The organism is Aeromonas sp. 75A, from assembly GCF_051919425.1.
Taxonomy (GTDB): Bacteria; Pseudomonadota; Gammaproteobacteria; order Enterobacterales; family Aeromonadaceae; genus Aeromonas; species Aeromonas veronii.
Genome location: NZ_JBQBES010000002.1, coordinates 4,668,262 through 4,689,454 on the forward strand (window position 1 = coordinate 4,668,262; position 21,193 = coordinate 4,689,454).

Genomic DNA, 21,193 nt, shown 5'->3' on the forward strand with positions numbered 1-21,193 from the left:
TCACAGCACGACACCGAGAATTTGCATATTCAGTCAATTATCAGCATAAGTCATTGCCAGAATCTGTGAACAATAGGACAGCAATCCAGCTCAGCTGGCAAAATTGCCAGTACGTAACTGTATCGATCAAACGCCTGCCATCTAATGCTCTGCAGTTAACAAGAAGTTGAGTTTCCATAAAATTTAATCCAGATCTCATTTCAGCGATCAATCCTGTGCACCAATTGATCTGGCACAACTCTCCCTCCGATAAATCATCATTAAATTTACCTATTTGTTAGGGTAACCCTCGAGCAATCATATATTGCGCGGTTTTATTCACCCGCAAGCGAATGTCTGCCCACCCCGCCCGACGGGGAGAAGATCCACACCAAGATGGAACGGGTCAGACGAGACCAAAACATTTATCTGGGAGTGATAAACGTGGGTTCACAACACAGGCATATCAATCTGGGCCTCGCCGCCCTGCTGCTGACCAGCTGGCTTGGCGCCAGCGGCTGGGCACAGGCTGATGACGCAACCACCAAGGGCAAGATAGAGGCGCGCAGCGAGCTGTTCGCCAAGGATCACGCCGATCAGTTCACCAGCTGGAAAGGTACCAGCGAGAGCCGCGAGCGCACCGACGCCTTGGCGGAAGATCCCCAGATGGTGGTGCTCTGGGCCGGCTACCCCTTCTCCAAGGATTACAACAAGCCGCGCGGCCACTTCTATGCGCTGACCGACGTGCGGGAAACCCTGCGCACCGGCGCCCCCAAGACTGCCGAAGACGGTCCGCTGCCCATGGCCTGCTGGAGCTGCAAAGGCCCGGACGTGGCCCGCGTCATCGACGAGAAGGGTGAGGATGGCTACTTCAAGGGGATGTGGGCAAAAGGCGGACCGGAAATCGTCAACACCATCGGCTGCGCCGACTGCCACGACACCGCCTCGAAAGAGTTCAAGGAGGGGAAACCCGCCCTGCACCTCTCCCGTCCCTATGCCGACCGGGCCATGACCGCCATCGGCAAGCCATTCAAGGAGCAGGGGCGCTTCGATCAGCAGTCTCAGGTGTGCGGCCAGTGCCACGTGGAGTACTACTTCAGCGGCCCCACCAAGGCGGTGAAATTCCCCTGGGACAAGGGCACCACAGTGGAGCAGATGGAGCAGTATTACGATGAAATAGGCTTTGCCGACTGGACCCATGCCCTCTCCAAGACCCCCATGCTCAAAGCCCAGCACCCCGAGTACGAGACCTGGCGCGCCGGCATTCACGGCCAGAACAACGTCGCCTGCGTCGACTGCCACATGCCCAAGGTGCAGAACGAGCAAGGCAAGGTCTACACCGACCACAAGGTAGGCAACCCCTTCGATCGCTTCGACCAGACCTGCCGCAACTGCCACACCCAGAGCAAGGAGATGCTGCAAGGGGTGGTCAAGCAGCGCAAGGACGCCGTCACCGAGATCAAGCTCAAAGTCGAGAAGCAGCTGGTGCACGCCCACTTTGAAGCCAAGGCCGCCTGGGATGCCGGCGCCACCGAGGCCGAGATGAAGGACATTCTGCAGGACATCCGTCACGCCCAATGGCGCTGGGACTTCTCCATCGCCTCCCACGGGGTGCAGATGCACGCCCCGGAAGTGGCGCTGCGCATGCTGGGAACCGCCCTGGACAAAGCCGCCGACGCCCGCACCAAGCTGGCACGCCTGCTGGCCGCCAAGGGGATCAGCCACGAGATCGCCATTCCTGACATCTCCAGCAAGGAGAAGGCCCAGGCCGCTCTTGGCATGGACATGAAGCAGATGAACGCGGACAAGGCCCAGTTCCTCAAGACCACAGTGCCCGCCTGGGAAGCCGAGGCCAAAGCGGCCGGACGACTGGCGCAGTAATGGAGCGGGCGGGCACTGCGGTGCCCGCCACGGATGGAGGCTTCCTATGGGTGATTTAACAATGGATTTCTTACGACTGATGCTGATGGCAGCCATGCTGCTCACCAGCCTGCAGGGTCAGGCGGCCGAGCCGGCAGCAGCCCCTGTACCAGCTACACATGAGGTGGAATTTTTACGCAATCCCGACAAGGCCTGCACCGACTGTCACAAGGAGCAGAGCGAGGGAATGCACGGCAAGCATGGTCAGGCGACCAATCCCAACAACCTCAAGCCGGTGACCTGCACCAACTGCCACGGCCAGCCCTCCCCCCAGCACCGGGAAGGGGTCAAGGATGTGATGCGCTTCAGCCACAGCCTGAAGGATAAAGAGAGCATCAAGCTTTATCCCATCAGCGAGCAGAATGGAGTCTGCATGAGCTGCCACGAGCCCAAACCACTGCGCGAGGCGCTCTGGGCCCACGACGTGCACGCCACCAAGCTCACCTGCACCAGCTGCCACCAGTTGCATCCGGCCAAGGAGCCCATGGTGGGGCTACCGGAGAAGTCCCGCATCAAGCTCTGCGTCGACTGCCACAGCAAGCAGCATGAGGCCAGCAAGGCCCGGCAGGAGCAGTCCAAACCGGCTACCGGCAAGGAGGCATCATGAGCTGCTCTCGCCGTGACTTTATGGCGGGCATGGGCGCGGGGGCCCTTATCATGATGACGGGGCCGACTCGCTCCCTTGCTACCCCCCTTGCCCACAGCCAGACCATCGACGGGATACGCTATGGCATGATCCACGATGAGACGGCCTGCATCGGCTGCACCGCCTGCATGGATGCCTGCCGGGAGGTGAATCAGGTGCCACAAGGGGTCTCGCGCCTCGAGATCATCCGATCAGGCCCGGTCGGTGAATTTCCCGACGCCGAGTACCGCTTCTTTCGCAAGTCCTGCCAGCACTGCGACAACGCCCCCTGCGTGCATGTCTGCCCCACCGGCGCCTCCCATATCCGCAAGAAGGATGGCATCGTCGACGTCGACGCGGATCTCTGCGTCGGCTGCATGTATTGCCTCGCCGCCTGCCCCTATCAGGTGCGCTTCATCAACCCTGTGACCCGAGTGGCAGACAAGTGCGACTTTTGCCGCAAGACCAACCTGGCGGCGGGCAAGGAGCCGGCCTGCGTGGAATCCTGCCCCACCAAGGCGCTGGTGTTCGGTAATCTGGATGATCCGGACAGCCCCATTGCCCAACGGCTGGTGAAAGAGACCACCTATCGCTACAAGCAGGCACTCGGCACCTCGCCCAAGATGTACCGCGTGCCCAAAGGGGAGATAACGTCATGACCATACAAGACGCATTTCACTTCCCTTCCCTTGTCTGGGACTGGCCCATCGCTATCTATCTCTTTCTGCTCGGCATCTCCGCCGGGGCCACCACCCTCTCGGTGCTGCTGCGCAGCAAGGGGGCCGGCAGCGAGAGCGGCATCATCAAGGCAACCGCCATTCTGGCGCCAGCGAGCGTGATATTGGGGCTGCTCATCCTTATCTTCCATCTGGCCCGCCCTTGGACCTTCTGGAAGCTGATGTTCCACTATCAGTTCGACTCCGTGATGTCGATGGGGGTCATGCTGTTTCAGCTCTATATGGCGGTACTGTTCGCCTGGCTGGCGGTGGTGTTTCGCGCCGAGATCGAGACATTGCGCGGCAGGTTGCTGCAAGAGAAGTTCGCTTTTGTGGATGGGCTGATTGGCTGGCTCGCCCGCATCGAGCGGCTGCTGGCGCCGCTCTTGCTGCTGCTTGCCGTGCTGCTAGGGGCCTACACTGGCTTTCTGCTCTCGGCACTCAAGACCTATCCGCTCTTGAACAACCCGGTGCTGCCGGTGTTGTTTCTGGTCTCGGGCATCAGCTCAGGTATCGCCTCCACCATCTTGCTGGCGGTGACGATCTTCAAGGAGAACCATCACAGCCAGGGGGTGAGCTTTGTCCATCGCTTCGAGCGACCTGTGCTGGCGGTGGAGGTGTTGCTGCTGGTCTGCTTCTTTACCGGCCTCTACTTCGGTGGCGGCCAGAAAGAGGTGGCGATGTGGGCGGCCATCGGCAGTGGCTTCTGGGCTCAGGTGTTCTGGCTCGGGGTGGTGGGCATCGGCATGCTGCTGCCCCAGCTGCTGGCTCTGCTGACCCCGGCGCCCCTGCGGGAGCGAAACGGCCATCTGGTGCTGGTCTGCAGCCTGACACTGGTGGGGATCCTGCTGCTGCGCTACTTCGTGCTTTATGCCGGCCAGATGACGGTAGTTTAAAGATATGATCACCAGCACCAGCCGCCCTTCGGGTGACTGGCGCTGGTTTGTTGCTGGCCCAATGAATTTCTGGTGATGCCAGACACGCTGCTTGGCAATGTTCCCCGCCAAAGGGAGACAACGCGGCGTGTGTGTCATGACATGAATGACATCAAAGATTGAACCGGAGGTTATGTGCTGGCGGAGCTCGGCTATCTCTCACTGTTGCTGGCGGCGGCACTCTCCTTGCTGCAGGGCACCCTGCCCTGGCTGGGATTACGGCTCGCCTCCCCGACCCTGCTGCGCAGCGCCACGCCGCTGGCGCTGATCAATGCCGTCCTGCTATTGGCCGCCCTGCTGCTGCTCGCCAGCTGCTTTGGCCAAGATGATTTCACCGTCAGCTATGTTGCCCAGCACGCCAACAGCGCCCTGCCCCTTGGCTTCAAACTGGCGGCCGTGTGGGGGGGCCACGAGGGCTCCATGCTGTTCTTCGTGTTTGCGCTGGGGCTGTGGGGCGCCCTGGTGGCCCTTTGTTCCAAGCGGGTCGATCCGCTGATCACAGCCCGGGTATTGGCCATCATGGGTCTGATCGTCGGGCTGTTCGGCCTCTATACCCTGATCTTCTCAAGCCCGTTTGACCGCCAATTCCCGGGGCCGCTGGAGGGGCGCGATCTCAACCCCATGCTGCAGGATATCGGCCTCATCATCCACCCGCCCCTGCTCTACCTCGGTTACGTCGGCTTTGCGGTCAACTTCGCCTTCGCCATGGCGGCGCTCCATTCGGGCAGACTGGATGGCGCCGTTGCCCACTGGAGCCGCCCCTGGGCGCTCGGCTCTTGGGTGTTTCTCACCGCCGGTATCGTGCTGGGCTCTTGGTGGGCCTATTACGAACTGGGCTGGGGCGGCTGGTGGTTCTGGGATCCGGTAGAAAACGCCTCCCTGCTGCCCTGGCTGCTCGGCACTGCATTGCTGCACGCTCTTGTCGTCTGCGAGAAGCGCGGTGCCTATGGTCACGCAGTGCTGTTGCTCTCCATCTTCACCTTCGCCTTGAGCCTGCTCGGCACCTTCGTGGTGCGCTCCGGAGTGCTCACCTCGGTGCACGCCTTTGCAGTCGACCCCAGCCGCGGCCTCACCCTCTTGTTACTGCTCGGCTTGCTATTGACCTGCGCCCTCACCCTGTTTGCCCTGCGCGCAGACATTCGCGCCCCCTATGCCCGCTTTGGCTTGCTGTCAAAAGAGGGGCTGCTCGGCGCCGCCATCCTGCTGCTCTGCGTGGCCTGCGCCAGCGTGCTGCTCGGCACCTTCTACCCCATGGTGTTCCAGTCGCTCCATCTGGGCTCGCTGTCGGTGGGCGCCCCCTATTTCAATACCATCTTCGTGCCGCTGGCCCTCTGCCTGATGGCACTGATGACCCAGCTGCCGCGCCTGCGCTGGCAGCAGCTTGCGCCACATTCCCGACTCAACGCTCTGTTGCCACCGCTGTTTGGCCTGCTTGGCGGCGGGCTCATTAGCCTTGCCTATCTGGAACAGGGATCGTTTTCCGGTAGCTGGAGCGGCATCCTCGCCAATATGGTGAGCCTCTGGCTGATGGTCAGCCTGTTGCTCCCGCTCTTGGAACCGACGTCGCTGCGCGAGTTCACCCTCAATCGGTTCGGCAGTTTGCTGGCCCACCTCGGGGTGGCGGTGTGCGCCCTCGGGATCAATCAGGTGAGCCACCACAGTCAGGAAGGAGGCACAGTGCTAAGTGCCAACCAACCCTACCAACTCGGCGCGTTCGAATTTCGCTATGAGGGGAGCGAGCCGGTGATCGGCCCCAACTATACCGCCGAGCGCATCACGCTTAGCGTGCACAAGAGCGGTAAAGAGGTGGCGCGGCTGACGCCTGAGCGGCGCCACTACAGCGTGCGCACCATGAACATGAACGAACCCGGCATCGCGTGGGGAATGTTCGGCGATCTCTACGTGGTGCTGGGTGAGAAGATGGGGCCAGATGCCTATGCCATGCGGCTGCACTACAAGCCGCTGGTGCGCTGGATCTGGCTCGGCGGCCTGTTGATGATGGCAGGCGGCGCCCTGCGTCTGCTCGCCCGTCGCCCTTTGCTAGCCTCCCGTTCCGTTGCGGTTGGCACCACCCATCCCCGGCTCGAACAGGAGGCGTTATGAGATCCCGCCTGCGCCTCTTTGTTCCACTGCTGCTGACCCTGAGCCTCGGCATCCTGCTCTGGCTCGGCCTTGGCAACAATCCCTACAGCCAGGATGACGCGACGCTCGGACGTACCCTGCCTGCGTGGCAGAGCGACAATCTGCTGGACGGGAGTCCGCTCCAGACCGCCAGCCTCAAGGGGGAGCCCTTTGTGCTTAACGTCTGGGCCAGCTGGTGCGTCAACTGCCGCGCCGAGCATCCGTTGCTCAGCGAGCTCGCGGGCACAGTGCCCCTCTATGGTCTCAACTACAGGGACAAGGGGGATGCGGCCCGCGCCTGGCTTATCCAGGCGGGCAACCCCTATCGTGCCGTGCTGGCCGACCCTGACGGCAAACTGGCCCTTGAGCTCGGCGTCTACGGCACGCCGGAGACCTATCTGTTTGATGCCGATGGCACCCTGCTAGCCCGCCATACCGGCGAGCTTACCAAAGGGATCTGGCAACGCCAGTTTGCCCCCCTGTTCGACAAGGCGCGAACTGACGCGCAAATGAAGGCCGCCACAACGGCACCCGCAATTACGCCATCTATTGCGCCGTCTATTGCAATATCAGCTCTGGAGACACAGCCATGATGCGCCGTTCTCTTGCCTGCACCCTGCTGGCCCTCGGCATGCTGCTGAGTGCAACGGCATTTGCCAGCGGGGTCGATACCTATCAGTTTCGCCACCCCGAGCAGCAGACCCGCGCTCAGGAAGTGGCCCGCGCCCTGCGCTGCCCTCAGTGCCAGAACCAGAATCTGGTGGAGTCCAACTCCCCCATCGCGCGGGATCTGCGGCTAGAGGTCTACCGCTGGGTGGACGAGGGACAGAGCGACGAGCAGGTTATCGCCCGCATGACGGAGCGCTTCGGCGATTTCGTCCGCTACGATCCCCCCTTCAAGGCCAGCACGGCGCTACTGTGGGGCGGTCCCCTGCTGCTGTTGGGGCTGGCGCTGTTGATCCTGTCTCGCCGCCTGACGCGCACAAAGGTGCAACCCATCCCTGCCGTTAAGGCCATCGTTGAGGCCCCCCCTCAGCCCGCCGCCGATCCGCGCAGCGAATTGAATTTGCTGATCATGCACGGGGAGCAGGCAGGCCTCTCCCCCGACCAACCGCTATACGGGGAGCTGAGCGCCGCCCGCCTGGCCAACGCCATCCCGGCGGCTGAGCTGGCCCTGCGAGCGCAACTGGCCAGCCAGCGTGACAATCGCGGCCGCAATAACCAGCACGGGCGGGCCTTGTTGCTGCTTGGCCTCCTGGCCATCGCGGCCGTTGCCGCTGTGTATTTCAGCAGCGGCCGCTATCAGGCATGGCAGGATTATGCATCCCGTCCCGATCCGCTGGCGGGGTTGAGCCCGCGGGCTCTGCAGGACAAGGAGCTGGGGAGTCTGCATCAGAAGCTTCAGCGCAGCCCCGCCGACCTCGACAGCTGGGCGGCGCTCGGCCAGCTCTATCTCTATCGGGGTGAATATGACAACGCCCTGCTCGCCTACCAACGTCTCGCTCTGCTGGAGGGGGGCGCCAGCGCGGCGACTCAAGCCGCCCAAGCCACTGTGCTCTACTATCAGGCGGGCCAGCAGCTGACTCCCGAGGCAACCCGCCTGCTGGAGAGCGCCCTCAAGCAGGACGCGGGGGAAGTGAGCGCCCTGATGCTGCTCGCCTCCGATCACTTCCTGCATGGCCGCTACAGCCAGGCCATTGCCCTGTGGCAGCAACTGCTCGATGGCGAGCGCCCTCGCATCAATCGGGCCGCGCTGATTGAGGCGATCCAGACGGCAAGCATAATGGGCGGGTAACCCCTTGATTAAAGGAGGGTAATCGTGGTGATATGGCGCCGCGACCACGCAAGTGGCTCAGCACTCTCTTTCAATAGACAAGGATGTCTGGATGCAACTCACCCTGTTAAACGACTCGGGTAAATTCGATGGGCTCGATGACACCATTAGGCACGTTTTTGCCGAGACGGCGCACAAATTGAATGCCTTGTTCGATCTCTCCCAACTGGATGTCACCTTCAGCCCTTTTGCCGAGGGGGATGCTCCCGATTCGGGTATCGGTGGCTGGGCCATCAACATGTATCGAATAGAACTCCAGCTTGATCTGGAACGGCCTGATATCAAAGAGGTGATCATCACAGAATTGCCTGCCGTGCTGGCCCACGAAGTCCACCATATCGTGCAAAAGAAGAACAAGGTGGAAGCAGAAACACTGGCCGAAAACCTGATTTTTGAAGGACTGGCCTGCTACTTTGAGCAGAGGTTCAATGGTGGCACCCTCCCCTCGCTGTTCAAGGAGTCTCATCACCATGACTGGCAATCGCTCCTGGCAGAGATGACGCCCCATCTATCCAGCAAGCAGTTCAACTATTTAGACTTTTTTTACTGCCGTGATAACCGGCCATTTCCCAAATATGCCGGTTACTGGGTGGGGTTCAATCTGGTGACCAACTATCTGGCCAAAAATGGACTGAATGAAATAGAGGTCATGGGTCTACCCGCCGAAGCGTATTTCAATTAACACGCCTTCATACTGTTCGTGGCTATCACAGAGCCCAAATCCGGAGAGAAGATCATGATCCCCATTCGCTGCAAGGCCGTATCCGGCGTTGCCCTTACCACTGTCGATGGCGAAACCAGATTGCTGGTGATGAAACGGGTCAAGGGAGGCTTCTGGTGCCATGTGGCGGGCACGGTGGAGGCGGGTGAAACCGGCTGGCAGACCATTATTCGGGAGTTTGGCGAAGAGACGGGGATCAAGGTCACCGAGCTCTACAACGGCCAGTATCTGGAGCAGTTTTACGAGGCGAGCTTGAATACGGTGGAGGTGGTGCCGGTCTTTGTGGTCTATTGCCCGCCCAATCAGGCGGTGACCCTCAACGACGAGCACACCGAATATCGCTGGTGTTCCCTGGCCGAGGCCAAGGCGCTGGTGAGTTTCCCCGGCCAGAAGGCGCTCTACGACCATATCTGGCACCACTTTGTCGACAACGCCCCCTCTCCCCTGATGCGGGTTGATATCTGCTGACTGCGCACAACTTCCCCCTGTAAATGCAACACGCCCCCGGATGGGGGCGTGTTGCATCTAAAGCCAGCCAAGCGCTTTTGTTAGCCCAAGCAGATGGCCTACGGCCGCTCGCCAGCGGCCAGACGGCGGTTGATATCGGCGATAACCGGGGCTATATCCGCCAGAGTGTCGATGACATAGTGAGCCCCCGCCGCCCGCAGTTTGGCCTCGGCCGGTGCGCGCCGGGCGGCGATCTCCGCCTCGCTCATGGCGGCAAACTCTTCCCAAGTGGCACCAAATTCGTTGCCGGAAACCGACAATCCCACCGTCCACATGCCCGCGCTAAGCCCTTCGCTGATACCCGGTACGGCGTCATCCACCTTGATGCAGCGATGCACCGCGCTCACTCCCAGCTCAATTACGTTGGCCAGCGCCATCCAGGGACCGGGGCGACCACCAGCCTTGAGGTCATCGGTGGCGACCCAGTGATCCGGGCGATAGCCGTGATCGGCCGCGGCTGGCACCAGCGCCTCCATCACCGGACGGGGGTAACCGGAGCAGGAGCCGATTTTCATCCCCTGCACCCGCAGAGCATCCAGCACCGGCAACACGCCGGGGATGGGAGCGGCAAAGCGGGTCACGGCGGCAATCTGCAGCGGCATAAAGGTGTGATAAAGGTGGTCCACCTCGGCGTGGCTCATGGGGTGGCCAAAGCGAGCCTGCCAGCGCGCATCCACCGAGGGCAGACGGCCCAGCGCGGCGATATGATCCCACTTGCCAAGGCCCATGGGCTGGCGTGCTTCGTCCAGGGTCACAGCAAAGTCATAGGCGCGGGCGAAGGCCTCGACAAAGATGGAGGTGGGGGCGAAGGAGCCGAAATCGACGACGGTACCGGCCCAGTCGAGGATCAGCGCCTCCACGTCGGTGGTCGGGTGAATGGCAATCTGCAAGTCAGTCATGGTGGTGTTCCTGTTTCGGTGAAAGTGCGATCTCGCCCAATGCGCGATCGAGAATGGTGATGGCGCGCACCAGATCGGCGCGGGTGATATTGAGCGGTGGCGAGAGCTGGATAACGTTCCCTTGGGAGACCTTGAAGCTGAGCCCCAGCTCCAGACAGCGGTAGAGCAGCCGCTCGGCGGCTTGGCTATTGCGGGCGCGACTCTGATGATCGACCACCAGATCGAGCGCCCAAAGCATACCGATACCGCGCACCTGCCCGATCAGCGGGTGACGTTCGGCCAACTTGCCGAGCTCGGCCGCCATAAAACGGCCATCCTCCTGCGCTTTTGCCAGCAACCCCTCTTCGCGGATGGTCGCGATGGTCGCGAGCGCCGCCGCGCAGCCGATAGGGCTCTTCTCGTGGGTGTAGTGACCGAGTGAAATAGCTGCGGCCTGATTGAACCGGTCGCGGGTGATGAGCGCTGCAAACGGCACCACCCCGCCCCCCAGCCCCTTGCCCAGACAGATGATGTCGGGCTCGATGCCGAACTCTTCAAAGCTGAACCAGTGGCCGGTGCGCCCCAGGGCATTGGGGATCTCGTCGACGATCAACAACACCTTGTGGCGATCGCAGATCTCCCGCACCCGCTGCCAGTAGGCCTTCGAGGGCACCTGCACATCGGTGTTGCGGATAGGTTCGGCGATAAAGGCGCCTATTCCTCCCTCCTTCTCGATGACGTACTCCAGATAATCGGCGTAGTGCACATCATCCCCCTCCCCGCGATACCAGACGCCGCGATATCGGGTGGGCGGCGGGATGCGCTCCACGCCGGCTATCAAGGGGCCCATGCCGGCGCGAAAACAGGCCTCGCCGCCGACCGAGATGGCATCGAGGGAGGCGCCATGAAAGGCATCCCAGAGGGACACCACCTTGCTGTTGCCGGTGATGAAACGGGCGAGCTTCAGGGCAATCCCCACCACCTCGCTGCCGCCGGGGGCAAACAGCACTCGGTTGAGATCGCCCGGGGCCAGTTCAGCCAGGGTGCGGGCACAGTCAATGGCAACCTGATGGGTATAGCGGCGGGGCGCGAACGGCAGATCGGCGAGTTGCTGCTGCACCGCGGCCACCACCCTGGGGTGACCGTGACCCAGCTGATGAACGCTGTTGCCGTGAAAATCGAGGTAACGCTTGCCCGATACACTGGTCAACCAGCTCCCCTGCGCGCACTCAAGCAGATCCAGACAGGGGGTGGAGAGCGCCTGATGGAGGAAATAGCGGCTATCCTCCGCCAATCCGGCCTGTACATCTTCGCTCTGGTCAGCCCACCAGCGCGCCCGCCCCTCGCCGAGGTTGATATCCCCTTCGCTATCGGCGCGGCCGCTACCGTGCAGCTTATGGTCATGCAAATCGCGGCCACGCAGATCACGACCCTGAGCCAGCATGCTGGTCATCGCGCGTCCCCTTGCCAGTAGCAGGCGCTGGCCATGGCGGCGAGCAGATCGCGTACCCGCCCTGGGGTCACATCGCCGATATTGCCGATACGGAAGCAATCGGCTTGGGAGACCTTGCCCGGGTAGATGACAAAGCCCTGCGCCTTGAGCCGCTGGTAGAAGTCAGCGAAGCGGTAGTCAGGGTGGGTCGGAGAGTAGAAGGCGGTGATGATGGGAGACTGCCACTGCTCGGGCAGCAGCGGCGCAAAGCCGAGGGCAGCCATGCCATCCACCAAGGTGCGCTGATTCTCGCTGTAGCGCTGATGGCGGGCGGCAATGCCCCCCTCCTCTTCCAGCTCGCGCAGGGCCTGGGCAAAGGCAAGCACGGTATGGGTGGGCGAGGTAAAGCGCCACTTGCCCCCCTGCAACTCCATGGTCTGCCACTGGGCGTGCAGGTCGAGGGAGACCGAGCGAGCACGACCGGCGCAGGCCGTCAGTGCGGCGCGGCGGGCGATGACAAAGCCAAAACCCGGCACCCCCTGAATGCACTTGTTGGCCGAGCTGATAAGAAACTCGATGCCAAGGCGTCCCATATCGATGGGGATACCGCCAAAGCTGCTCATGGCATCGACGATCAGGCGAATACCGCGGCGCTGGCAGAGCTCGGCCACCTCGTCGAGCGGGTTGAGCATGCCGGTGGTGGTCTCGCAGTGCACCATGGCCAAGTGGGTGATCTCGGGGTGGCGCCTCAGCATCGCCTCGATGGTGGCGGGTTCGGGGCGGGTGGTCTCGCCACAGTCCAACTCGAGGTGGCGCAGGCCAAGGCAGCGTGCCATCTCCCCCATGCGGGCACCGTAAGCGCCGTTGTTGATGATCAGCAGACACTCATCGACGCCTATCGCCGAGCCCAGCACGCTCTCCACCACATAGCTGCCACTCCCCTGCAGCAAGACGACGCTGTAGTCACTTTGATATTCCGGGCCAGTGGCGAGGCGCACCAGCTCGCGGCGGATGGGCTCCACCACCCCCTGGTTATAGTCCGCATCCCAGGTACAGCTGTCTTGCAGCATGGCGGCACGCACAGTGGCGGTGGTCGAGAGGGGGCCCGGGGTCAGCAGCAGGTAATCGACGGCGGCAGGGGCCGCAGGAATATGGGTCATGACTTCGCTCCTTTTTGGTATATACCAGAATGAGCGCATTGTGGGTAACTGCCCCGCCAAGGTCAAAGGGGTGGCGCTACGTGCAACAAAAAATTCATTTTCAGCGCCGGGATCGCGATAATCTAGGAAGCCTGAACAACAGGGGCGATTCTGGTATCTACCAACGCATGTTGATGTTGCCGTGTAACGACCGAGCAGATGACCTGCCCTGTGCCCAGCCTATTGCCCAACTCATTGCACAACTTATTGCAAAACCAGGGATTTTCATGAGCAAACCCCAATATCTGCAGATCAAGGATGCCCTCGCTAACCAGATCCTGGCGGGGGGTCTGGCCCCCAACGACAAGCTCCCCTCCGAGCGGCTGCTGGGTGAACTCTATGGCACCACAAGGGTCACCATCCGCGAGGCGCTGGTGCAGCTGGAGGCGAACGGCCTTATCTATCGGGAGGATCGCCGCGGCTGGTTCGTCACCCCGCCGCGCTTTCGCTTGAACCCCAGACGCACCTCCAACTTTCACCAGATAGTGCGGGAGCAAGGGGGTGAACCGCACACCGAGCTGCTGGAGAAAAGCCGCCAGGCGGTGCCGCCCGCGTTGATGGCGCAACTGCAGCTCAAGCCGTTCGACAGCCTCTTTTTGCTCAAGCGACTGCGCTATGCCAACGGGCGCGCCATCTGCTACTGCGAGAACCACTGCCTGCCAGAGCGGGTCCCGGGCCTGCTGGAGCTGGATCTCAACGGCAGCCTGACCGAGATCTATCAGGCCCATTACGATCTTCACTACGCCCGCATGCAGGTGCGTTTCTTCCCCACCGCCCTGCCGGACGAGGTGGCCAAGGCGCTGGGAGCCACCGCCGGCCTGCCCGCCCTGCGCCTCGAGCGGCTCAACTTCGATCAGCACGGCCGGGTGCTCGACTTCGATCTGGAGTACTGGCGCCACGACAGCCTGGAGATCGAAGTGGATACCCAGGATTAGTCACGGATAAATCAGGAACGGCAAAACGTCACGGGGCTGTCACGGTCACGTCATAAAGATCCCCTAGCCTCTCTCTCGACCAATCTGGTTTATACCAAACCAATTTAACTGGAGAAGAGGATGAAACAGGGAACCCATCTGCTGGCCGCCGCCGTGCTGGCTGCCATGACCGCCCCGGCACTGGCCGCGACCGATCTCACCGTCTACACCGCCTTCGAACCGGAGCAGCTCAACGAGCTGAGAACCGCGTTCGAGCGCCAGCATCCGGACATCAACATCAAGTGGGTGCGTGACTCCACCGGCGTGGTCACCGCCCGCTTGCTGGCAGAAAAAGCCCAGCCCAAAGCGGATGTGGTATGGGGTCTGGCCGCCACCAGCCTGATGCAGCTCGATCAGCAGCAGATGCTCAATGCCTATGCACCGAAAGGACTGGACAAGCTCGACAGCCGCTTTCGCGACAGCAAGGCCGAGCCTCACTGGATCGGTCTGGACGCCTTCTTCAGCGCTATCTGCTTCAACAAGGTAGAGGCGGAAAAACAGGGGATCCCGGCCCCCACCAGCTGGGCCGACCTCACCAAGCCCATCTACAAGGGCAAGGTGATCATGCCCAACCCCAGCTCCTCCGGCACCGGTTACCTGAGCGTTGCTGGCTGGCTGCAGACCATGGGCGAGCAGCAGGGCTGGCAATTCATGAACGGCCTGCACCAGAACATCGACCGTTACACCCACTCGGGCTCCGCCCCCTGCAAGCTGGCCGCCAGCGGTGAAACGGTGATCGGTATCTCCTTCGACTTCCCGGCTACCAGCCTCAAGGCCAAGGGTGCCCCCATCGAGGTGGTGTTCCCGAAAGAGGGGTCGGGCTGGGATATGGAAGCCGCCGCCATCATCAAGGGCACTCCCAAGCTGGAAGCCGCCAAACAGCTGCTCGACTTTGCCGCCACCGAACAGGCCAATACCCTCTACAACAAGTCGTTCGCAGTGGTCGCCATTCCGGATGTGGCCAAACCCAGAGCCGGCTATCCCGCCAATATCAAAGGCCAGATGATCGACAACGACTTTGGCTGGGCTGCCCGCGAGCGCAACACCATCCTGGCCCAGTGGAGCGCCAGCTTCGACGGCAAGACCGAAGCCAAACAGTAAGCGTGAAGGGCGGCGGTTTGTTCACGCCAGACACACCGCTGCCAATAAACTGCCAGTCGAAGGCCAACAGCTGTTGGCCTTCGCTTTTTGGTTTTAACTTCCCGAGTTTGTATTGCCTTCAATTAGCGATGCTTAGTCCATCCACACAGGGCCCAACCACTTGCTGGTGACCCGATCTCATTTGACTGTCATCAAGCTGTCATCCCCCGATCACCTGACCGTCACACTTCACATGCAAACTGGTATATACCAAATCAGTAGCGAGTCGAACCATGGCCCAGCCCTATCTGGACATTCAACATCTCAACAAGCAGTTCGGTGCTTTTCAGGCCCTCAAGGGGATCTCTCTGACCATTGAGCCGGGGGAGTTTATCTGCTTTCTCGGCCCCTCCGGCTGCGGCAAAACCACCCTGCTCAGAGCCATCGCCGGGCTGGATCTAGCGGACAACGGCGAGATCTGGCAAGGAGGGCGCAATATCTCCCGCCTGCCGCCCCAGGAGCGCGATTTTGGCATCGTGTTTCAGTCCTATGCTCTCTTCCCCAACCTGACGGTGGCCCAGAACATCGCCTTCGGCCTTGAGAATCAGGGGCTGGCGCGGGATCTCATCAAGGAGCGAGTCGATCACTGGCTGGGGCTGGTGGATCTCACTGCCCAGTCCCACAAATACCCGAGCCAGATCTCTGGCGGCCAGCAGCAGCGGGTGGCGCTGGCCCGGGCGCTCGCCCTCTCCCCCGGCCTGCTGCTGCTGGACGAACCGCTCAGCGCGCTGGATGCGCTGGTACGCACCCACCTTCGCAGCGAGATCCGCGCCCTGCAGCAGCGCCTTGGCATCACCACCATCATGGTGACCCACGATCAGGAAGAGGCGCTGACCATGGCCGATCGCATCGTGGTGATGGAGGGCGGCCGCATCGTACAGGTGGGCACTCCGCAGGAGATCTACCACCAGCCTGCCAGCCGTTTCGTGGCAAGCTTTGTCGGTACCATGAACTTCCTCGAGACCCTGGTGCTGAGCCCCAATCAGGTGCGCCTCAACGAACAACCGCTGACACTTGCCAACCAGGCCGCGGCCGGCAGCAAATTGCAGGTGGCGATCCGCCCCGAGGCAATCACCCTGAGTGCGCCGAGCGAGCCGTATCTTGGGCAACATGGCGTTGAAGCAACCATCGATCAGGTGGAGTTTCTCGGCGCCGCTCAGCGCCTTATCTGTACCGCCGACACCTATCTGGGCCCACAGCAAATTCTGGTGGAACGCCCGACCCATGAGCTGCCCCGCCACGAACAGGGTGGCTGGCGCAGCGGCATGCGCTGCTCGCTGCACTGGCCCGCCGGGGCGATGCAGCTGTTTGAAGGAGAGCGCCCATGACAGCCCCCCTTGCGACCTCCTCCCTGCTGCCACCAGTGACAGCCCGGCAAGACTCTCGCTGGCAGCGGCTCTGTCGCGGCTGGAGCCGGGATCAGCTGCTGCAACTGATCCTGCTGGTGCTCGGCATCGCCCTGCTCACCGGCGGTCTGTTGCTGCCACTGCTCACCATGCTGCAAAAGAGTCTGCAGGATGAGAACGGCCTCTGGGTGGGCCTTGCCAACTTCAGCGCCTACTTCGACTCCCCTCATCTGGGGCGCACCATCGGCAACACCCTCTGGCTCGGGGTGCTGATCACCGCGCTGGTGGTGACCATCGCCTTTGGCTACGCCTATGCCCTCACCCGCACCTGTATGCCGGGCAAGAGCCTGTTTCGCCTCATCGGTTTGATCCCGCTCCTGATGCCCTCCCTGTTGCCCGCCATCAGTCTGGTCTACTGGTTTGGCAATCAGGGGATCGCCAAGGGGCTGCTCGGCGGCGAGAGCATCTACGGCCCCATCGGCATCGTCATTGGCCTTGGCTTCTGGTGCTTCCCCCACGCCCTGATGATCCTTATCACGGCGCTCGGCCAGAGCGATGCCCGCCTCTATGAAGCCTCCCGGGTGCTGGGCAGCAGCGGCTGGCGCACCTTTGTCACCGTCACCCTGCCTACCGCCCGTTATGGCCTGCTCAGCGCCGCCATCGCGGTCTTCACCCTTACCATCTGCGACTTTGGGGTAGCCAAGGTGATTGGCGGCCAGTACAGCGTGCTCGCTACCGATATCTACCGGCAGGTGATCGGAATGCAGAACTTCTCGCTGGGCGCCGTTGCCAGCGTCACCCTGCTGCTGCCGGCACTGTTGAGCTTTGCGCTGGAGCACAGGGTGCGCAGCAAGATGCAGGAGCAGAGCAGCACCAAGGCGGTGCCCTATCAGCCCAAACCCCATCGGCTGCGGGATCTGCTGGCGCTCGGTTGGTGCACGCTCTGGGCCCTGCTGTTTCTGGCGCTGGTGGGGATGGCGGTTTACGGATCCCTGGTGCAGTTCTGGCCCTACAACCTCGCTCTGACGCTGGATCACTATGCCTTTGACAGCAACAGCGTCTATGGCTGGCAGCCCTTTACCAACACCTTGCAACTGGGCCTCTATACCGCGCTGATCGGCACCGTGCTGGTGATGGTGCTGGCCTGGGCGCAGGAGAAGGGGCGCCACTTCGCGCCGCTGCGCCAATTGCTGCATCTGCTCGCCATGCTGTCGCTGGCGGTGCCCGGCATGGTGCTGGGGCTCGGTTACATCTTCTTTTTCAACGGCAATCCGCTCTTTGGCGGCCTATACGGCACCCTGCCGCTGATGGTGCTCTCCTGCGTCATCCACTACTACACGGTGGGCCATATGACGGCGCTGACCAGCCTCAAGCAACTGCCCAAGGAGCTGGAGCTGGTGGCCATCTCATTGCGCATTCCGCTCTGGAAGGCGTTCTGGCGGGTCACCCTGCCCGCCTCCCTGCCAGCGATCTTGGAGATCTTTATCTATCTGTTCGTCAACGCCATGACCACCACCTCGGCGGTGATCTTCCTCTATTCGAGCGACAGCGTGCTCGCCTCCATCGCCGTACTCAATATGGAGGATTCCGGCGATACAGCCGCGGCCGCCGCCATGGCCACCCTGATCCTGCTGGCCGCCGCCACCGCCAAGCTGCTCCAGCTCTTTTTGAGCCGCGCCCTGCTGGATCGCACCCAGCGCTGGCGCCACCAATAACCTTATCGAGGAGTCATCATGTCCACTCTCCCCTTCTGGCTGGCCGAAGCGCTCGCCGCCGAACAGTCCGCGCCCCCCATCCCCCTGGTCGGCAACCACGAGGCCGATGTCTGCATCGTCGGTGGCGGCTTTACCGGGCTGTGGAGCGCCATCGCCCTTAAACAGGCCGAACCGCACCTGCACGTCATAGTGCTGGAAAAAGATCGCTGCGGCAGCGGCGCCTCCGGGCGCAACGGCGGCTGCCTGCTCACCTGGTCGGCCAAGTACCTGACCTTAAAGCGTCTCTTTGGGGAAGATCAGGCTGCCTGGCTGGTGCAAAGATCCGAGCAGGCGGTGCACGAGATCGCCCGCTTCTGCGAACAGCACAATATTGAGGCACAGCTGAGGGTCGAGGGCACCTGCTACACAGCCACCAGCGAGGCCCAGCGCGGCCTGATGGAGCCGGTATTGCAGGAACTCAAGCGAGCCGACCTTAACCAGTGGCAGGCGATTGCGGAGGGTGAACTGGCGAGCCAGAGCGGCTCCCACGTTCATCTGGAGGGGCTCTACAGCGCCCACGCCGGTTCGGTGCAACCGGCACTGTTGGTGCGCGGCCTGCTGCGGGTGGCGCGGGAGCTGGGGGTCGAGGTCTATGAGCACTCCCCCATGCAGCGCCTTGAGGCGGGCCAGCCGGCACGGGTGCAAACGCCGCAGGGTGAGGTGCGTGCCCGCAAGGTGGTACTGGCCCTCAACAGCGCCATGGTGCAGCACTTTCGCGAGTTTCGCCGCAGCATAGTGCTGGTCTCTTCCGATATGGTGATCACCGACCCCGCGCCGGATGCACTGGCCGCCCAGCAGCTTGCGCACGGCCGCTCCGTGGTGGATGGCCGCACCTTTGTGCATTACTACCGCTCCACCCCGCAAGGGCGGCTGATGCTGGGCAAGGGGGGCAACACCTTCGCCTTTGCCAACCGCCATCTGGCCGAGTTTGATGCCCCCAGCCGTTATCTTGCCCCCCTCACCCGCACCCTGCGCCGCTTCTTTCCGGCGCTCAAAGAGGTGCCCATCGCCGCCAGCTGGTGCGGCGCCTCCGACCGCTCGGTAGATGGCCTCCCCTTCTTCGGCCACTGGCGAGGGCAGCCCAATATCGTCTATGGCCTCGGCTACTCCGGCAACGGAGTGGCGCAAAGCTGGATGGGTGGCCAGATCCTGGCGGCTTTGGTGCGCGATGAAGTGCGGGAAGAGGACAAGCCGTGGCGCGACTGTGCGCTGGTCAGCGGCCCGCGCGGCTATTTTCCGCCCGAACCCTTTCGCTGGCTGGGCGCCATGGCGGTGCGCAACGCCATCCGGCGCAAAGAGCGGGCGGAAGATGAGAACCGCCCGGTAGCCTGGTATGACAAACAACTGGCCAAACTTGCCGATGCGGCGGGCAAGGCGGATAAATAAGTTATTTCACTTGACCTTGATATTGCACCAGGCTCTAACGCTTGGCCTCTCAGGCGACCTCATCGTGGATGAGCTATCCACATCTTCATCGGCAATCATCCATAACAATGTGCTGACCAGAAGGTCAGCACATATATAGTTACAACACTAATTAAAAATTCACTGCGGCGTTAAATCTAATATCCCAGAGGTCAAGGTCCTGACGCCCGATACTGTAATAACCGGTGATAACTTCAAAACGCTGATGACGCTGAGGGGCTACCGCCAGTGCAATCCGTGCAGATCCACTCCACGGGGTCGTACTTTCCATTGTCAGATTTTCATTCAGGATCTGACCATCATTGGGACGCTCAATATCATAACGAACCCCAAGACGCAGGGCCGGTATAATTTGAACCCCATCGGTTGTGGTGAAAATACGACTGATATCCCCTGATGCTTCACTGGTGGCATATTCAAAAGAGTTTTCATTAACCCGCAATGTCACGTTATAAATCTGGTTTGCATAAGGCAATGAGCCTGTGTAATCAAACGCATCGGATTTATTGTGACTGTAAAAGAGGGCAAGCTTGGGCCGCAGCAGATATTCACCAACATCGTAGCCGCCGGTCAGGTTGGCTGAGATCAACCCGGTCGTTGTCTTGAAACTCCCTTTAAGTACATCGAGTTCGGTATCGTTATCAGTTCGTCCCCATGCAGCCCAGCCATCCAGCAGCCAGTGCGTATCTAGCCTATAGCCGCCATATGGCCCAACAAAGAAGCTGTCCCCCTCATTTCGTACCGAACTGCCAAACGTGCCAAGAGAGGTTTTGCTATTGGCAAATGCAATACCGCCCAGCCCGTCTTTACCAAGGGATCTGTGTATACCGATCAAAAAGCTGTTGGCATGTCCGGATGTGTCTATCTCGTTACGATCATCGGAGACTCCGGTATGGCGTACATCAGTCCATACCTGCCACAACCCCTTTTGACTGGCAATATCTTCAAATTGGTCAAGCCCGACAACGACACGATCTGAAATACTGAGGGAGCCGCTCAAATAGCCCATCAAGGCATCTGCACTGATACTGGTCACAATATTGCGGATCGGGTCACTCCCACCGCCGGTGCCACCACCACTACCACCATTGCTGCCATCCCCACCGCCGGATCCGCCACCAGTTCCACCATTGCCGCCCCCCCCACCGCCGGTTCCGCCACCACTTCCTCCATTGCTGCCGCCACCACCTCCGGTTCCGCCACCAGTGCCACCGTTACTCTCTCCCCCATCGATCGGGGGAATATTTGGAAATACCGGATTGGTCTGGTTTCTCGAATCGAGGAAGCAGTTGAAAGAACCATCCGCATTGAGGAGATCCAGTTTGTGAGTCCCGTTAAGGTCATCAAGTACTACAGGTGAGACACTCAGGTGCAACGACGCGCGGTTTGCATTCCAACTATCGATTTCAGATACCCCGGGAGCAGAGAGGCGAAAATTCCCCCCGGAACCTGGACTTGAAAGCCATAGTGATACCGAATTGTCAGCCGAACGCCCAAGAAACTTTAGATGCTGCCCCGGTTGCCTGTTCGGGCAATCCGCCGCCCATGCTGTTGGCAAGCAGATACTGGTAAGGCAGCCAATTCCCAAAATACGTGAAATCATTATGTCCTCCTGACACTACGTTATCTCACTGACATCCTTGCATGACTTTTAGCATTCCCCACAAACAGGTCACTCGATGCAATG

Annotated in this window: 18 protein-coding genes; 14 read left to right on the top strand and 4 right to left on the bottom strand. The window is 61.2% G+C overall.

The genetic code is table 11. The features are described from left to right. Nucleotides 1-423: 423 nt before the first annotated feature. From nrfA to ACTG2T_RS21715, 9 genes are all read left to right on the top strand, one after another. Nucleotides 424-1,860, top strand: a complete 1,437-nt coding sequence (gene nrfA / locus ACTG2T_RS21675) for an ammonia-forming nitrite reductase cytochrome c552 subunit (RefSeq protein WP_330124382.1) — start codon at nucleotides 424-426, stop codon at nucleotides 1,858-1,860. Nucleotides 1,861-1,906: 46 nt separating this feature from the next. Next, nucleotides 1,907-2,506 (top strand): cytochrome c nitrite reductase pentaheme subunit, encoded by a 600-nt coding sequence (gene nrfB, locus ACTG2T_RS21680; RefSeq protein ID WP_330124383.1) that lies wholly within the window; start codon nucleotides 1,907-1,909, stop codon nucleotides 2,504-2,506. Beyond that, the gene (nrfC, locus tag ACTG2T_RS21685) at nucleotides 2,503-3,183 is read left to right on the top strand and encodes a cytochrome c nitrite reductase Fe-S protein (protein ID WP_330124384.1); all 681 of its coding nucleotides are present in this window, start codon (nucleotides 2,503-2,505) and stop codon (nucleotides 3,181-3,183) included. The genes nrfB and nrfC overlap by 4 nt, the downstream gene beginning before the upstream one ends. Continuing rightward, a complete protein-coding gene (gene nrfD, locus ACTG2T_RS21690; RefSeq protein WP_330124385.1) occupies nucleotides 3,180-4,136 on the top strand; it encodes a cytochrome c nitrite reductase subunit NrfD in 957 nt (318 codons plus the stop codon). The genes nrfC and nrfD overlap by 4 nt, the downstream gene beginning before the upstream one ends. 174 nt (nucleotides 4,137-4,310) lie before the next feature. After that, nucleotides 4,311-6,278 (top strand): heme lyase NrfEFG subunit NrfE, encoded by a 1,968-nt coding sequence (nrfE, locus tag ACTG2T_RS21695; RefSeq protein ID WP_330124386.1) that lies wholly within the window; start codon nucleotides 4,311-4,313, stop codon nucleotides 6,276-6,278. Next, complete coding sequence (locus tag ACTG2T_RS21700) at nucleotides 6,275-6,889, top strand: DsbE family thiol:disulfide interchange protein (protein ID WP_330124387.1); 615 nt, start codon at nucleotides 6,275-6,277, stop codon at nucleotides 6,887-6,889. Before nrfE ends, ACTG2T_RS21700 begins: the two co-directional genes overlap by 4 nt. Beyond that, nucleotides 6,886-8,091: a heme lyase NrfEFG subunit NrfF gene (gene nrfF / locus ACTG2T_RS21705; protein ID WP_330124388.1), complete on the top strand. Its 1,206-nt coding sequence runs from the start codon at nucleotides 6,886-6,888 to the stop codon at nucleotides 8,089-8,091. Before ACTG2T_RS21700 ends, nrfF begins: the two co-directional genes overlap by 4 nt. 91 nt (nucleotides 8,092-8,182) lie before the next feature. Beyond that, nucleotides 8,183-8,812, top strand: coding sequence for a DUF2268 domain-containing putative Zn-dependent protease (locus ACTG2T_RS21710; RefSeq protein ID WP_139746700.1), 630 nt, complete (start codon nucleotides 8,183-8,185; stop codon nucleotides 8,810-8,812). A 54-nt stretch (nucleotides 8,813-8,866) separates the two neighbouring features. Further along, nucleotides 8,867-9,319 (top strand): NUDIX hydrolase, encoded by a 453-nt coding sequence (locus ACTG2T_RS21715; protein WP_330124389.1) that lies wholly within the window; start codon nucleotides 8,867-8,869, stop codon nucleotides 9,317-9,319. 98 nt (nucleotides 9,320-9,417) lie between these two features. On the opposite strand, the gene phnX is transcribed toward ACTG2T_RS21715, so the two are convergent. Genes phnX through phnW form a run of 3 tightly spaced genes read right to left on the bottom strand, consistent with a single transcriptional unit; the run spans nucleotide 9,418 to nucleotide 12,828 of the window. Continuing rightward, nucleotides 9,418-10,257, bottom strand: coding sequence for a phosphonoacetaldehyde hydrolase (gene phnX, locus ACTG2T_RS21720; protein ID WP_330124390.1), 840 nt, complete (start codon nucleotides 10,255-10,257; stop codon nucleotides 9,418-9,420). Beyond that, a complete protein-coding gene (locus ACTG2T_RS21725) occupies nucleotides 10,250-11,689 on the bottom strand; it encodes an aspartate aminotransferase family protein (protein ID WP_236268192.1) in 1,440 nt (479 codons plus the stop codon). Before ACTG2T_RS21725 ends, phnX begins: the two co-directional genes overlap by 8 nt. Beyond that, nucleotides 11,686-12,828: a 2-aminoethylphosphonate--pyruvate transaminase gene (gene phnW / locus ACTG2T_RS21730; protein WP_201956292.1), complete on the bottom strand. Its 1,143-nt coding sequence runs from the start codon at nucleotides 12,826-12,828 to the stop codon at nucleotides 11,686-11,688. Before phnW ends, ACTG2T_RS21725 begins: the two co-directional genes overlap by 4 nt. Nucleotides 12,829-13,094: 266 nt before the next feature. Here phnW and phnR point away from each other — a divergent pair, with 266 nt between their 5' ends. The 5 genes from phnR to ACTG2T_RS21755 all read left to right on the top strand — a co-directional run bounded on the left by phnR (nucleotide 13,095) and on the right by ACTG2T_RS21755 (nucleotide 19,467). Next, nucleotides 13,095-13,802, top strand: a complete 708-nt coding sequence (gene phnR, locus ACTG2T_RS21735) for a phosphonate utilization transcriptional regulator PhnR (RefSeq protein ID WP_047438836.1) — start codon at nucleotides 13,095-13,097, stop codon at nucleotides 13,800-13,802. A gap of 120 nt (nucleotides 13,803-13,922) precedes the next feature. Continuing rightward, nucleotides 13,923-14,942, top strand: a complete 1,020-nt coding sequence (locus ACTG2T_RS21740; RefSeq protein ID WP_110303835.1) for a putative 2-aminoethylphosphonate ABC transporter substrate-binding protein — start codon at nucleotides 13,923-13,925, stop codon at nucleotides 14,940-14,942. A 272-nt stretch (nucleotides 14,943-15,214) separates the two neighbouring features. Next, nucleotides 15,215-16,309 (top strand): putative 2-aminoethylphosphonate ABC transporter ATP-binding protein, encoded by a 1,095-nt coding sequence (locus tag ACTG2T_RS21745; RefSeq protein WP_110303836.1) that lies wholly within the window; start codon nucleotides 15,215-15,217, stop codon nucleotides 16,307-16,309. Next, entirely contained in the window at nucleotides 16,306-18,042 is a 1,737-nt protein-coding gene (locus ACTG2T_RS21750) for a putative 2-aminoethylphosphonate ABC transporter permease subunit (protein ID WP_330124391.1), read from the top strand. The genes ACTG2T_RS21745 and ACTG2T_RS21750 overlap by 4 nt, the downstream gene beginning before the upstream one ends. Nucleotides 18,043-18,060: 18 nt before the next feature. Further along, nucleotides 18,061-19,467, top strand: coding sequence for an FAD-dependent oxidoreductase (locus ACTG2T_RS21755; protein ID WP_330124392.1), 1,407 nt, complete (start codon nucleotides 18,061-18,063; stop codon nucleotides 19,465-19,467). Between the two features lie 151 nt (nucleotides 19,468-19,618). Here the strand turns inward: ACTG2T_RS21755 and ACTG2T_RS21760 are convergent, their stop codons facing one another. Next, the gene (locus ACTG2T_RS21760; protein ID WP_330124393.1) at nucleotides 19,619-21,109 is read right to left on the bottom strand and encodes an autotransporter outer membrane beta-barrel domain-containing protein; all 1,491 of its coding nucleotides are present in this window, start codon (nucleotides 21,107-21,109) and stop codon (nucleotides 19,619-19,621) included. Nucleotides 21,110-21,193 lie beyond the last annotated feature (84 nt).